This is a genomic window from Bacillus sp. JZ34 (assembly GCF_053903205.1).
Genome location: NZ_CP096403.1, coordinates 1,739,464 through 1,751,453, shown reverse-complemented (window position 1 = coordinate 1,751,453; position 11,990 = coordinate 1,739,464). Strand labels below are relative to the sequence as shown.

Genomic DNA, 11,990 nt, shown 5'->3' with positions numbered 1-11,990 from the left:
CAATCTTTTCTGCTAGTCTTAGTGAATAAAAAAGAAGAAGATCAGCATCTTCTTCGCTTATTTTATAGTATTTTCTCTAAAAAGTCTTGAGCTCTTTTCGATTTTGGAGAAGAAAAAAACGCTTTAGGATCATCGTCTTCGACAATGGTTCCTTCATCCATGAAAAGCACCCTGTCGGCGACTTCTTTGGCAAAGCCCATTTCGTGCGTCACGATCACCATCGTCATCCCGGTTTTCGCCAAATCCTGCATCACCTGAAGCACTTCTTTGACCATCTCAGGATCAAGGGCCGATGTCGGCTCGTCAAACAGCATGATGTCCGGATTCATCGCCAGCGCCCTCGCAATCGCAACGCGCTGCTTTTGCCCCCCTGATAAACGGTTCGGATAATCATCTTTTTTATCGATAAGCCCCACTTTCTCAAGCAGTTCTTCCGCTTTTTTCGCTGCCGCCTGTTTGCTTTCTTTTTTGACATGGACAGGTGCATACGTAATATTTTCAAGAACCGTTTTATGCGGAAACAAATGAAAATGCTGAAAGACCATGCCGATGTTCTCTCTGATTTTCAGCACATTTGTTTTCGGGCTTGTAATCTCTTGATCCTGAATGAAAATGCTGCCCTCCGTCGGCTTTTCGAGCATGTTTAAGCAACGCAGAAACGTGGACTTGCCTGAGCCTGACGGACCGATGACAGCGGCTACTTCGCCTTTTTCAAAGGAAACGGAAATATGTTTAAGCACCTCGTGCTTTCCGAAAGATTTTGAGAGATTGCGAACATTAATCATTGACATTCAGCTTCCTTTCAATCGCTTTGCCGACAAACGTCAGGATCAAAACGAGCACATAGTAGATGAGACCCGCAAACAGCATCGGCTCAAGCGGGCTGTAGATCGCCGCTCCTGCCTGATAGCTTCGTCTCATAATATCGCCGAGTCCGATGACGGTGACAACAGCCGATTCCTTTGTCAGTGTAATCGATTCGTTGATCAGCGCTGGCATGATATTTTTAAAGGCCTGCGGCAGCAAGAGATCCTTCATCATCTTTGCATACGGGACGCCCAGCGCCATCGCCGCTTCTTTTTGTCCTTTGTCGATCGCATTGATTCCGGCTCTGATGATTTCTGATACATAAGCGGCGGAGTTTAAGCCGAATGCGATGACGGCCGCCCAGTAAGCATCAATATCGAAGCCCAGCACCTGAGGCAGCCCGTAATAGACGATCATCAGCTGCAGAACAAGCGGTGTCCCCCGGAATATAGAAGTGTAAAAATCGGCAATCCATGCGAGGGGCTTGATCGAACTGATTTTTAAAAGCGTAATCAAAACCCCCAGCAAAAATCCAAGCACGGCCGCAGCCGCGACCACTTTTAAGGTGACGCCCAAGCCTTCCAAAATGAAAGGCATCTCGGGTATTGTACTAGAAAAATCAAGAAAATTCATGTGACTCTCCCTCTCCCGCCTCATCATTAAAGAGGCGCACATCGCTTTAGAAAAAAAAGTTCAACAAAAAGTTGAACTTTTCACGCTTACTTTTTCGTTTCTCCGCCGAACCATTTTTCTTTCAGCTTTTCAAGTTCTCCGCTTTTCTCCATTTCTTCAAGCGCTTTGTTGAACTTCTCGGTCAAATCGCTTCCCTTTTTGAAGGCGATCGCGGAGCCGGCTTTTTCATCCGGTTCTTTCGGCAGATTGTAGCCAACCAGTTCTTCATTTTTATCAATATATTTTTCGGCAACGATATCCTCTATGATTGCTGCGTCAAAGCGGCCTGCTTTGATTTCTTCGGTTAAATCCGAAATGCGGTTGCGGTTTTCAACTTTTAAATTGTAATCCGATGTAAGCTCCTTCGCTTTTTCTTCCTGAATGGAGCCAAGCTGCACGCCGACCGTTTTTCCTTTCAAATCGTCAAGCGATTTGATGCCGCTTGATTTTTTTGTAACGATCATGTTGTGAGCCGTATAATAGACGTTTGAAAAATCGACCTGCTTTTTGCGTTTAGGCGTCGGCGTCATTCCTGAAAGCACGATGTCGACTTTGTTTGTTTTAAGAGCGGTCACCAGGCCGTTGAAGTCCATGTCTTTCACTTCGATTTCATGGCCCGTTTTTTTAGCCAGTGCATTGGCCAGATCAACATCAAAACCGACAATCTTATCTCCGTCTTTCGATTCAAAAGGCGGGTAATCGGCTGAAGTTCCCATCACCAATGTTTTTTTATCAGCAGAACTGCTGCTCGTCCCGCATGCAGTTAATGCAAATGTGACACATGCTGCCACTACCAGTAACATCCATTTTTTCATGTTGTGTATCCCCCTGAACCTTTTTTGAATATTTATTCGTTGATATGTATTTTAAACATTTTCTAGGCCAGATGCAATACCATTTTGAAAAATAACTGAAAAACCTTCAAACAAGCCTTTAAATACCAATTGAAAGCCTATGTTTTTATCTTTCTGATTGCATATAAAAAGAATTTTTATACATAAAAAAAGCCTGCCACTGTTTTGGCAGGCGGTATTTCCTTTACCTTATACTTCTTCACAGTGTTCTTCAAACAATCCTTGAAGCTTAGTGATGACAGCCATCGGCTCATAGCCTTCAATTTCATGGCGTTCGACCATTTTTAAAATCTTGCCGTCTTTTAAAAGGGCGAATGACGGAGAAGAAGGCGGATATCCTTCAAAATATTCCCTTGCTCGAGCCGTCGCTTCTTTGTCTTGTCCGGCAAAAACGGTGACGAGATGATCCGGGCGCTTATCGTAATGAACCGCATGATGTGCGGCCGGCCTTGCAATTCCCCCTGCACAGCCGCAGACGGAGTTGACCATCACAAGCGTAGTCCCTTTTTTCGTGAGCGCTTCATCGACCTCTTCAGGCGTTTTCAATTCGGTGTAGCCGGCAGCCGTTATTTCCTGTCTGGCTTGGCGCACGACATCATTCATAAACAGATTAAAATCCATGTTCACTTTAAGATCTCTCCTTTTTAGCCGCCTTTAGCATGATGCTAAAGGCGCTGTTTGCTCATCTGTTCTAATGATACTTTGAAACCGTCCGAACCGCAAATCAGGCGATTCGTGTTCCTTCAGGTTTATGGCACGGGCAGCCCGGGGAAAAATAAGTAAAGACTCTATCAAATAAAGGAGCACCTTTATGAACCGAAAGAAAGCAATGCTGATTTACAACGGAAATGCAGGACAAAAAAATGTTGAAAAAACACTGGGTGCTGCCGTACCTGTTCTTTCACAGGCTATAGACGAACTCATCGTAAAACCGACGAGAAAGAAACGTGATGCATTCGAATTTTGCCGAAAGATCGGGGAGGATATCGGGCAATTGTTTATATTAGGCGGTGACGGAACGGTGCACGAATGCATTAACGGCATCAGCCAGCTTCAAACGAAGCCAGATATCGGCATTCTCCCGGGCGGCACATGCAACGACTTTTCGAGGGCGCTCCGCATTCCCCAGAACATTGAAAAAGCGGCGGAAGCGCTCGTCAATGGAAAACCTGTCCCGGTCGATGTGTTAAAAGCAAATGATCATTATTGTCTCAACTTCTGGGGCATCGGATTGATTACGGAAGCTTCCACCCATATCAATCAAACGGAAAAAGCGCTGCTCGGGAGAATCAGTTATTTTACAAGCGCACTGCGGACCATCTCCAATCTTGAGCCTTTCTCTTTCCGCCTGTCGATCGACGGAGAAGAGTTTACTGACGAAGCGGTCATGGTGGTCGTGCTGAACGGACCATTTATCGGAACAAACAAGATCCCCCTTCCGCAGCTGAGCATTAACGACGGAAAAGCGGACATCCTCGTCTGCCGGAATACGAATCTGGCTGCATTGAAAGAACTTTTTGCAATGGATGATCCCGAATGGGATTCCTTTGCAGGCGAGCTCTCCTATTATCAGGGGCAAACCGTTGAAGTTGAAACCGTCCTCCCAATGGAAGCCGATACAGACGGCGAAATCTGCACAAAAACGCCAGCTTCAATCGAGGTGCTAAACGGACATCTCCGCATGCTCGCCCCCTTAGAAAAAGAAAAGAGCTGACCCTTAACGGGCCAGCTCTTCTTTTTTAATAAATGGAAGTATGATCATCGATTTGTTCCAAAATCTCTTTCACACGGGCAAGGAATCTGCCGCAAACGAGGCCGTCAAGCACTCTGTGGTCGAGGGATAAGCACAGGTTCACCATATCTCTGACCGCGATCATGCCATGCTCCATGACGACGGGACGCTTGACGATCGATTCAACCTGCAGGATGGCCGCCTGTGGATGGTTGATGATCCCCATTGACTGAACCGACCCGAACGAACCGGTATTGTTGACCGTGAACGTACCTCCGCTCATATCCCCGCTCGTCAGCTTGCCGCTTCTGACCTTATGAGCCAGTTCGTAGATTTCTCTCGCGATGCCTTTAATTGTTTTTTCATCGGCATGCTTGATGACAGGAACGTACAGCGCATCGTCAGTCGCTACTGCAATTGAGATGTTGATGTCTTTTTTCTGAATGATTTTATCTCCGGCCCACATGCTGTTCATTTGCGGGAATTCCTTCAGCGCCTGTGCGACCGCTTTGACAAAGAACGCGAAAAAGGTCAGGCTGAAGCCCTCTTTCTTCTTAAATTCGTCCTTTATTTTGTTGCGGTAGCTCACAAGACTTGTGACATCCACTTCCATCATCGTCCAGGCATGAGGGATTTCATGCTTGCTTCTGACCATATTGGTCGCAATCGCATGACGGATTCCGGTCACAGGAATCTCGACGTCTCCAGCCGCACTCTGAGGCGGTGCAGCTTGAGGGGCGGCTTGCGCCAGCTTTTGGACGGGCTCACTCGCTCCCGCGGCATTTGTATCCGGCTGTTTTTCCGGCGCCGCATCAGCTTGAGGAGCAGCTCCGGAAGCAATGATGCGCTGGATGTCTTTTCTGGTGATCCGTCCGCCGGCACCGGTACCTTCCACCTGCTCCAAATCAATGTTGTGCTCACCGGCAAGTCTCAGCACCGCCGGGGAATAACGTTTTTTCTGAGATGTATCTTTTTCCTCCGGTTTGGCCGGCTCCGCTTCCGCTTGATCCAGATTGGAAACAGCCTCAGCCTCCGGTTTCGCTTCTTCGTTTGTTTCGACTTTGCAGATGACGTCTCCGACTTGCAGAGTTTCGCCTTCTTTCCCGACAAGCTCGGTAATCGTTCCCGTGAACGATGAAGGGACTTCAGCATTGACCTTATCCGTCATCACTTCAGCAATCGGATCGTATTTGTTGACGTGATCTCCGACGCTGACAAGCCATTTGCTGATGGTTCCCTCCGTCACGCTCTCCCCGAGCTGCGGCATTGTCATTTGTTCCACTGCCATACGATATGTCCTCCTTCGCTATATTAAAACTCGGCCAATTCTCTCATTGCTGCTTCTGCTTTATCCGGATTGACCATAAAGAATTTTTCCATTGTAGGAGCATACGGCATTGCCGGGACGTCAGGGCCCGCCAACCGCTTAATCGGCGCATCCAAATCGAACAGGCAATGCTCTGAAATGATCGCGGCTACTTCACTCATAATGCTGCCTTCCTTCGTATCCTCGGTCATCAGAAGCACTTTGCCCGTTTTGGAAGCCGCTTCAATAATCGCTTCCTGATCGAGCGGATATACTGTTCTTAAATCAAGGATATGTGCGGAAATCCCGTCTTTGGCAAGCCGCTCGGCAGCCTGAAGGGCGAAATGGACGCACAATCCGTATGTGATGACGGTAATGTCTTCGCCTTCCCGCTTCACATCCGCCTTTCCGATCGGCAGCACATAGTCGTCACTCGGCACTTCGCCCTTGATCAGCCGGTACGCACGTTTATGCTCGAAGAACAGGACAGGGTCGTCATCGCGGATGGCCGCTTTCAAAAGCCCTTTGACATCATAAGGTGTCGAAGGCATGACGATTTTCAGCCCGGGCTGGTTGGCAAATACGGCTTCAACTGACTGAGAATGGTACAGCGCGCCGTGCACGCCTCCGCCGTAAGGTGCGCGGATGACGATCGGACAATTCCAGTCATTGTTGGAGCGGTAGCGGATTTTTGCCGCTTCTGAAATAATCTGGTTGACAGCCGGCATGATAAAATCTGCAAACTGCATTTCGGCGACCGGTCTCATCCCGTACATGGCAGCCCCGATTCCGACGCCGGCAATTGCGGATTCCGCCAAAGGCGTGTCCATCACCCGCTCTTCGCCGAACTGGTCGTAAAGACCGGCTGTTGCCTTGAACACACCGCCTTTTTTGCCGACATCCTCCCCTAAAACAAAGACGCGGGAATCCTTTTCCATTTCTTCTTTCAAAGCCAAAGTGACAGCATCTATATATGACATAACTGGCATTGTTCTTCCCCCTTACTCCGCATATACATGCCGCAGCGCATCTTCCGGATCTGCATAAGGTGCATGTTCAGCATAATCTGTTGCTTCATTGACGATGGTTGTGATCTCATCCGACATTTGCTTCTCAGACTGGTCGTCCAGAAGCCCTGTTTCTTTTAAGTAATGCGCGAATTTGTTAAGCGGATCATTTTTCTTCGCCTCCGCCACCTCTTCGCGCTCTCTGTAGCTTCGATCATCATCATCGCTGGAGTGCGGGGTCAGCCGGTATGATATCGTTTCGATTAATGTCGGACCTTCGCCTCTTCCGGCACGTTCCCTTGCTTCTTTAACCGCTTTGTAGACTTCAAGCGGATCATTTCCGTCAACGGTCACGCCGGGCATGCCGTAACCGACGGCGCGGTCGGAAATGTTTTCACAAGCCACCTGCTTTTCGTAAGGAACCGAAATGGCGTATTTATTGTTTTCACACATGAAAATGACGGGAAGCTTATGAACGGCGGCAAAGTTCGCCCCTTCATGGAAGTCCCCCTGGTTTGAAGAGCCTTCGCCGAACGTCACAAAAGTCGCGATGTCTTTCTTTTCAAGCCTTCCGGCAAGCGCTACACCCACCGCGTGCGGAACTTGCGTTGTCACTGGCGAAGAGCCTGTGACGATCCGGTTTTTCTTTTGACCGAAGTGGCTCGGCATCTGCTTTCCTCCCGAATTCGGATCCTCGGCTTTTGCAAACGCCGACAGCATTAAATCTTTTGCCGTCATGCCAAAAGCAAGGACAACGCCCATATCTCTGTAATATGGAAGCACATAATCGTTCTCACGGTCTAATGCAAATGCCGCTCCGACCTGGGCGGCTTCCTGTCCTTGACAAGAGATGACAAAAGGAATTTTGCCTGAACGGTTTAAGAGCCACATCCGCTCATCAAGTTTTCTGGCTAAAAGCATGGTTTTGTACATGTCGATTGCTTGTTCATCTGTTAATCCAACTGCTTCATGACGGTTATTGCCCATTTTCTTCACTCCTTCATGCTTTCTAAAAATGAATCGCCTTTCCATCTACGGCAAGGGCGGCTTCTCCGATCGCCTCCGACAGCGTCGGATGCGGATGGATCGTTTGTCCGACTTCCCACGGGGTGGCGTCAAGCACCTTTGCCAGACCGGCTTCAGATATCATGTCTGTCACATGCGGGCCGATCATGTGAACGCCCAAAATATCATCTGATTCGCGATCGGCGACGATTTTGACAAAGCCGTCCGTCTCACCGTACACGAGCGCTTTGCCAATCGCCTGAAACGGAAATTTGCCTACTTTAACGCTTTTGCCCTGTGCCTTCGCCTCATCCTCTGTCAAGCCGACCGATGCGGCTTCAGGACTTGAATAGATGCATTTTGAGACAAGCGAATAGTCGATGTCGTGCGGATTCTCGCCAGCAATATGCTCAACAGCCGTAATCCCTTCGTGGGAAGCAGCATGTGCAAGCTGAAGGCCGCCGATCACATCTCCGATCGCATAGATGTGGGATTCTTTTGTCTGGTACATGCTGTTTGTCGCGATAAAGCCGTTTTCCACTTGGATATCTGTGTTTTCCAGACCGATCCCTTCAACATTTGCCTGCCTTCCGACAGATACGAGCATTTTCTCAGCGGAATAGGTCTGTTTTTCTCCGTCTTTTTCCGCTTGAATGCTGACCGTATCGCCTTTCGCCAATGTGTCGGGCAGCACTTTCGCTCCCGTGATGATGGTGATGCCTTTTTTCGCCAGCTGCGTCTGCATTTCTTTAGAAATATCGGCATCTTCAGTCGGCAAAATCCGGTCTGCATACTCAATGACGGTCACGTCAACACCGAAATCGCACAGCATGGAAGCCCACTCGATTCCGATGACACCTCCTCCGACAATCAGCATGGAAGCCGGAAGTTGCTCAAGTTCAAGCGCTTCGTCGGATGACAGCACGTTTTCCCCGTCAAGCTCAAGCCCTGGCAGCGACCTGGGCCTTGAGCCTGTGGCGATGATGACGTTTTTCGGTATGAGCATCTCATTCTCATCCCCGTTTGCCATCTCAACGGAAACCGTCCCCGGCATCGGGGAAAAAATCGACGGCCCGAGAATTCGTCCGATTCCTTCGTAAACATCAATCTTTCCTTTTTTCATCAAGTGTTTGACACCGTTGTGCAGCTGGTCAATTATTTTTTGTTTTCTGCTTTGAACTTGAGAAAACCGCAGGCCGACTTCAGAAATGACCACTCCGAATTCGTCCGCCTTTTTTGCTGTCCTGTAAACTTCCGCGCTTCTTAGGAGCGCTTTCGACGGGATGCAGCCTTTATGAAGGCACGTGCCGCCGAGTTTCCGCTTTTCAACGACGGCTGTTTTCAGCCCCAGCTGCGAAGCTCTGATGGCAGCCACATAGCCGCCTGTGCCCCCTCCAAGAATCACGAGATCGTATTCAGTTGCCATGACTTTCCCTCCTCTGGTTCGGATACTGTTTCGCCTCTTCTTCGCCGTTTAATACGCGAAATGCACCTTCAGCCAATGCTTGAAGCTCATTTTCTCCCGGAAAGACGACGACATCCGAAATCCAGTCTATGTATTGTCTGATCGAGGTAACAAACGATTTTCCGTACGCCAGTCCGCCTGTCAAAATAATGACATCGACTTCGCCTTTTAAGACGGCGCTGGCCGCCCCGATTTCTTTGGCGATTTGATAAGCCATCGCTTCATAGATGAGCGCAGCCTTTTGATCGCCTTCCTTGATCATTTTCTCAACTTTAACCGCATCCGTCGTGCCGAGATAGCCGGCGAGGCCTCCGCCGCCGACTAGCATTTTCATCAGCTCGCCTTTCGTATACTTGCCGGAGAAGGCCATTTCGATCAGATCACCCGCAGGAATGGTTCCGGCCCGCTCCGGACTGAGCGGACCTTCTCCGTGGAGGCCGTTGTTGACATCGATCACCCGACCGTGGCAATGAACGCCGGTCGTAATGCCGCCTCCCATGTGGGTGATGATCATTTTCATATCTTCATACCGCTTTCCAAACTGCCAGGCCGCTTTCCTCGCGACAGCTTTTTGGTTGAGCGCGTGAAAAATACTGCGCCTTTCAATGGCCGGCGTGCCGGAAATTTTTGCGATAGGGGCCATTTCATCCACAACAACGGGGTCGACGATAAAAGCGGGAATATTTAATCCGTCGGCAATCTCCCTGGCGATGATACCCCCGAGATTTGATGCATGCTGCCCCGCATATCCGTTCTTCAAATCGGTGATCATCGCATCGTTGACTTCGTAAGTGCCGCCTTCAATCGGTCTGAGCAGCCCTCCCCGGGCGCAAACGGCATCCAATTTAGAAATATTGATTCCCTGTTCATGCAGGGTTTCGAGTATCGCCTGTTTTCTGAACGAATATTGATCAATAATGGTTTGGTATTGCTGTAACTCAGCCTCGTCATGACGGATTGATTTTTCGAAAATCGAACGGTCATCATGAAAAACGCCGATCTTTGTAGATGTTGATCCCGGATTGATGACGAGAATACGTTTTTCCTGTACCTGCATTGATATAAAACCTCCAATAGCGAATAGGGGTTATGATCTTAACGCCTGCTTAAAATGTGATGGCCGTTTTGCAAAAATTGACTTCTCGATTGGCGCATGCGCTCAATACGCTCTTCCGCCAGGCGGTCTGCGGCCAAGTATGTCGGAATGCGGTCGCGTTTTGAAATTTCAAGGACGCGTTCAATATTTCCGTAGATGCCTTCGACTTTTTTCAGCGCGCGCTCTGAATTATAGCCGTAAAGCTCGTCAGCGACATTGATGACGCCGCCGGCATTGATGACATAGTCAGGGGCATAAACGATATCCATGTCGTGGATTTGATCCCCGTGGCGCGTTTCTTTCAGCTGATTGTTGGCTGCCCCGGCAATCACTTTGGCTTTCAGCTGCGGAATCGTATCATCGTTGATTGTCGCTCCCAGAGCACACGGTGCATATATATCGCACTCCTGTGAATAAATATCATCCGGATCGACGGCACGGGCGCCGAATTCGGCGACTGCGCGTTCGACCGCTTCTTTATTGATGTCGGTCACGATCAGTTTCGCGCCTTCTTCGTGGAGATGACGGCACAGATTGTATGCCACGTTTCCGACCCCTTGGACAGCAACGGTTTTTCCTTCAAGCGAATCTGTCCCGAAGGCCTCTTTTGCCGCAGCCTTCATCCCTTTATATACCCCGTAAGCCGTTACCGGGGAAGGATTGCCAGATGAACCGAAAGCAGGCGAAATGCCTGTAACAAAATCAGTTTCGTCATGAATGATGTCCATATCTTCAACGGTTGTACCGACGTCTTCCGCGGTGATGTATCTGCCGTTCAGCCCTTGAATGTAACGGCCGAAAGCGCGGAACATTTCTTCGTTTTTATCTTTGCGCGGATCGCCGATAATAACGGTTTTGCCTCCTCCGAGGTTCAGTCCGGCCGCCGCGTTTTTATAGGTCATTCCCCGCGCAAGGCGCAGCGCATCTTCAATTGCGGCTTCTTCACTTTCATATGTCCACATTCTCGTGCCGCCGAGAGCCGGCCCGAGAGTCGTATCATGAATCGCGATGATCGCTTTTAATCCGGACTGTTTATCTTGGCAAAATACCAATTGCTCATAGTCATACTGTTCCATATATCGAAATAGTTCCATTTTTTATTCCTCCTCTTGTCGTGCTTCAGACGTACACAGCGCCAAAGCAATCGAATACAGCTTGTTTTCTGCGGAATCGGCCCTGCTTGTCAAGGCGATGGGCGCTTTTGCCCCTGCCAAAATGGCTCCCACTTTCGCACCCGCAAAATGAATCAATGATTTGTAAAGGACATTGCCTGTTTCAATTGAAGGAACAAGCAGGATGTCAGCCTCGCCCGCAACGATTCCAGAAATGTTTTTATGCCGGGCGGCAAGCGGTGAGATCGCGTTATCCAACGCAAGAGGCCCGTCAACGATGCAATTTTTGATTTGGCCCCGATGATTCATCTGCGTCAAGGCAGCTGCATTTAATGTCGCTTCCATTGCGGGATTCACCGTTTCCACCGCGGCGAGGCAAGCGGCTTTCGGCATTTGCACGCCGACCGCTCTCGCCACGCCGACTGCGTTTTCTAAAATTTGTTTCAGCTCATCAAGCTTGGGGCTGATATTCATTGCCGCATCTGTTACATAAATCAGCCTCTCAAACCCGCTGACTTCAAAAGCTGCTACATGTGACAGCACATGCGAGGAACGGAGCCCGTACTCTTTATTCAAAACGGCTTTTAATAGCACGGCTGTCGGGACATTCCCCTTCATGAGAACATCAGCATTTCCGCTTTTGACAGCTTGAACGGCAATTCTCGCCGAATCCGCCGGCGATTCCGAATGAATGATATCCACGTGCCGTTTTGAAATGTTCTGTTCTGTCATCATATGCCTGATCTTTTCTCTGTGCCCAATCAACAAGAACCGGGCAAATTGTTTGTCGACCGCAAGTTTGACTGCTTGCAGCACTTCGTCATCTTCTGCATGTGCGACGGCGACCGTTTTATTGTCTAGCTCCGCCGCTTTTTGCAATAATTGTTTCAGCTTCATAGTACCCACCTTTCTTAGCAAACATCCGCCCACTATA

Annotated in this window: 12 protein-coding genes; 1 reads left to right on the top strand and 11 read right to left on the bottom strand. The window is 49.1% G+C overall.

From position 1 onward, the window contains the following. Nucleotides 1-62: 62 nt before the first annotated feature. The 4 genes from M1D90_RS08990 to M1D90_RS08975 all read right to left on the bottom strand — a co-directional run bounded on the left by M1D90_RS08990 (nucleotide 63) and on the right by M1D90_RS08975 (nucleotide 2,960). On the bottom strand, nucleotides 63-785 hold the full coding sequence (locus M1D90_RS08990) for an amino acid ABC transporter ATP-binding protein (RefSeq protein ID WP_026579330.1): 723 nt from the start codon (nucleotides 783-785) through the stop codon (nucleotides 63-65). Then, complete coding sequence (locus M1D90_RS08985; RefSeq protein WP_020452110.1) at nucleotides 778-1,440, bottom strand: amino acid ABC transporter permease; 663 nt, start codon at nucleotides 1,438-1,440, stop codon at nucleotides 778-780. The genes M1D90_RS08990 and M1D90_RS08985 overlap by 8 nt, the downstream gene beginning before the upstream one ends. Nucleotides 1,441-1,526: 86 nt before the next feature. Continuing rightward, the gene (locus M1D90_RS08980) at nucleotides 1,527-2,294 is read right to left on the bottom strand and encodes a transporter substrate-binding domain-containing protein (protein WP_456283367.1); all 768 of its coding nucleotides are present in this window, start codon (nucleotides 2,292-2,294) and stop codon (nucleotides 1,527-1,529) included. A gap of 228 nt (nucleotides 2,295-2,522) precedes the next feature. Next, entirely contained in the window at nucleotides 2,523-2,960 is a 438-nt protein-coding gene (locus M1D90_RS08975; protein WP_095291147.1) for a BrxA/BrxB family bacilliredoxin, read from the bottom strand. Nucleotides 2,961-3,144: 184 nt separating this feature from the next. Here M1D90_RS08975 and M1D90_RS08970 point away from each other — a divergent pair, with 184 nt between their 5' ends. Next, the gene (locus M1D90_RS08970) at nucleotides 3,145-4,047 is read left to right on the top strand and encodes a YegS/Rv2252/BmrU family lipid kinase (protein ID WP_065643276.1); all 903 of its coding nucleotides are present in this window, start codon (nucleotides 3,145-3,147) and stop codon (nucleotides 4,045-4,047) included. Nucleotides 4,048-4,072: 25 nt separating this feature from the next. Here M1D90_RS08970 and M1D90_RS08965 read toward each other — a convergent pair whose 3' ends face one another. From M1D90_RS08965 to yqiS, 7 genes are read right to left on the bottom strand one after another with little or no spacing between them, the layout of a single operon-like run. Next, nucleotides 4,073-5,353 carry a dihydrolipoamide acetyltransferase family protein gene (locus M1D90_RS08965; protein WP_456283365.1) on the bottom strand — a complete coding sequence of 427 codons (1,281 nt, stop codon included), beginning with the start codon at nucleotides 5,351-5,353 and terminating at the stop codon, nucleotides 4,073-4,075. Between the two features lie 23 nt (nucleotides 5,354-5,376). Beyond that, nucleotides 5,377-6,360 carry an alpha-ketoacid dehydrogenase subunit beta gene (locus M1D90_RS08960; RefSeq protein WP_026579328.1) on the bottom strand — a complete coding sequence of 328 codons (984 nt, stop codon included), beginning with the start codon at nucleotides 6,358-6,360 and terminating at the stop codon, nucleotides 5,377-5,379. Between the two features lie 12 nt (nucleotides 6,361-6,372). Then, a complete protein-coding gene (locus M1D90_RS08955; RefSeq protein ID WP_020452115.1) occupies nucleotides 6,373-7,365 on the bottom strand; it encodes a thiamine pyrophosphate-dependent dehydrogenase E1 component subunit alpha in 993 nt (330 codons plus the stop codon). A 22-nt stretch (nucleotides 7,366-7,387) separates the two neighbouring features. Then, on the bottom strand, nucleotides 7,388-8,809 hold the full coding sequence (lpdA, locus tag M1D90_RS08950) for a dihydrolipoyl dehydrogenase (protein WP_020452116.1): 1,422 nt from the start codon (nucleotides 8,807-8,809) through the stop codon (nucleotides 7,388-7,390). Beyond that, nucleotides 8,799-9,905, bottom strand: coding sequence for a butyrate kinase (gene buk / locus M1D90_RS08945; RefSeq protein WP_023855156.1), 1,107 nt, complete (start codon nucleotides 9,903-9,905; stop codon nucleotides 8,799-8,801). Before buk ends, lpdA begins: the two co-directional genes overlap by 11 nt. 38 nt (nucleotides 9,906-9,943) lie before the next feature. Next, nucleotides 9,944-11,038, bottom strand: a complete 1,095-nt coding sequence (gene bcd, locus M1D90_RS08940; RefSeq protein ID WP_026579327.1) for a branched-chain amino acid dehydrogenase — start codon at nucleotides 11,036-11,038, stop codon at nucleotides 9,944-9,946. A gap of 3 nt (nucleotides 11,039-11,041) precedes the next feature. After that, a complete protein-coding gene (gene yqiS, locus M1D90_RS08935) occupies nucleotides 11,042-11,953 on the bottom strand; it encodes a phosphate butyryltransferase (protein ID WP_023855157.1) in 912 nt (303 codons plus the stop codon). Nucleotides 11,954-11,990 lie beyond the last annotated feature (37 nt).

What these genes read in the sequence shown, in the direction of transcription:
- M1D90_RS08990 (WP_026579330.1), bottom strand. Translation starts at nt 785, where the DNA reads ATGATTAATGTTCGCAATCTCTCAAAATCTTTCGGAAAGCACGAGGTG.
- M1D90_RS08985 (WP_020452110.1), bottom strand. Translation starts at nt 1,440, where the DNA reads ATGAATTTTCTTGATTTTTCTAGTACAATACCCGAGATGCCTTTCATT.
- M1D90_RS08980 (WP_456283367.1), bottom strand. Translation starts at nt 2,294, where the DNA reads ATGAAAAAATGGATGTTACTGGTAGTGGCAGCATGTGTCACATTTGCA.
- M1D90_RS08970 (WP_065643276.1), top strand. Translation starts at nt 3,145, where the DNA reads ATGAACCGAAAGAAAGCAATGCTGATTTACAACGGAAATGCAGGACAA.
- M1D90_RS08965 (WP_456283365.1), bottom strand. Translation starts at nt 5,353, where the DNA reads ATGGCAGTGGAACAAATGACAATGCCGCAGCTCGGGGAGAGCGTGACG.
- M1D90_RS08960 (WP_026579328.1), bottom strand. Translation starts at nt 6,360, where the DNA reads ATGCCAGTTATGTCATATATAGATGCTGTCACTTTGGCTTTGAAAGAA.
- M1D90_RS08955 (WP_020452115.1), bottom strand. Translation starts at nt 7,365, where the DNA reads ATGGGCAATAACCGTCATGAAGCAGTTGGATTAACAGATGAACAAGCA.
- lpdA (WP_020452116.1), bottom strand. Translation starts at nt 8,809, where the DNA reads ATGGCAACTGAATACGATCTCGTGATTCTTGGAGGGGGCACAGGCGGC.
- buk (WP_023855156.1), bottom strand. Translation starts at nt 9,905, where the DNA reads ATGCAGGTACAGGAAAAACGTATTCTCGTCATCAATCCGGGATCAACA.
- bcd (WP_026579327.1), bottom strand. Translation starts at nt 11,038, where the DNA reads ATGGAACTATTTCGATATATGGAACAGTATGACTATGAGCAATTGGTA.
- yqiS (WP_023855157.1), bottom strand. Translation starts at nt 11,953, where the DNA reads ATGAAGCTGAAACAATTATTGCAAAAAGCGGCGGAGCTAGACAATAAA.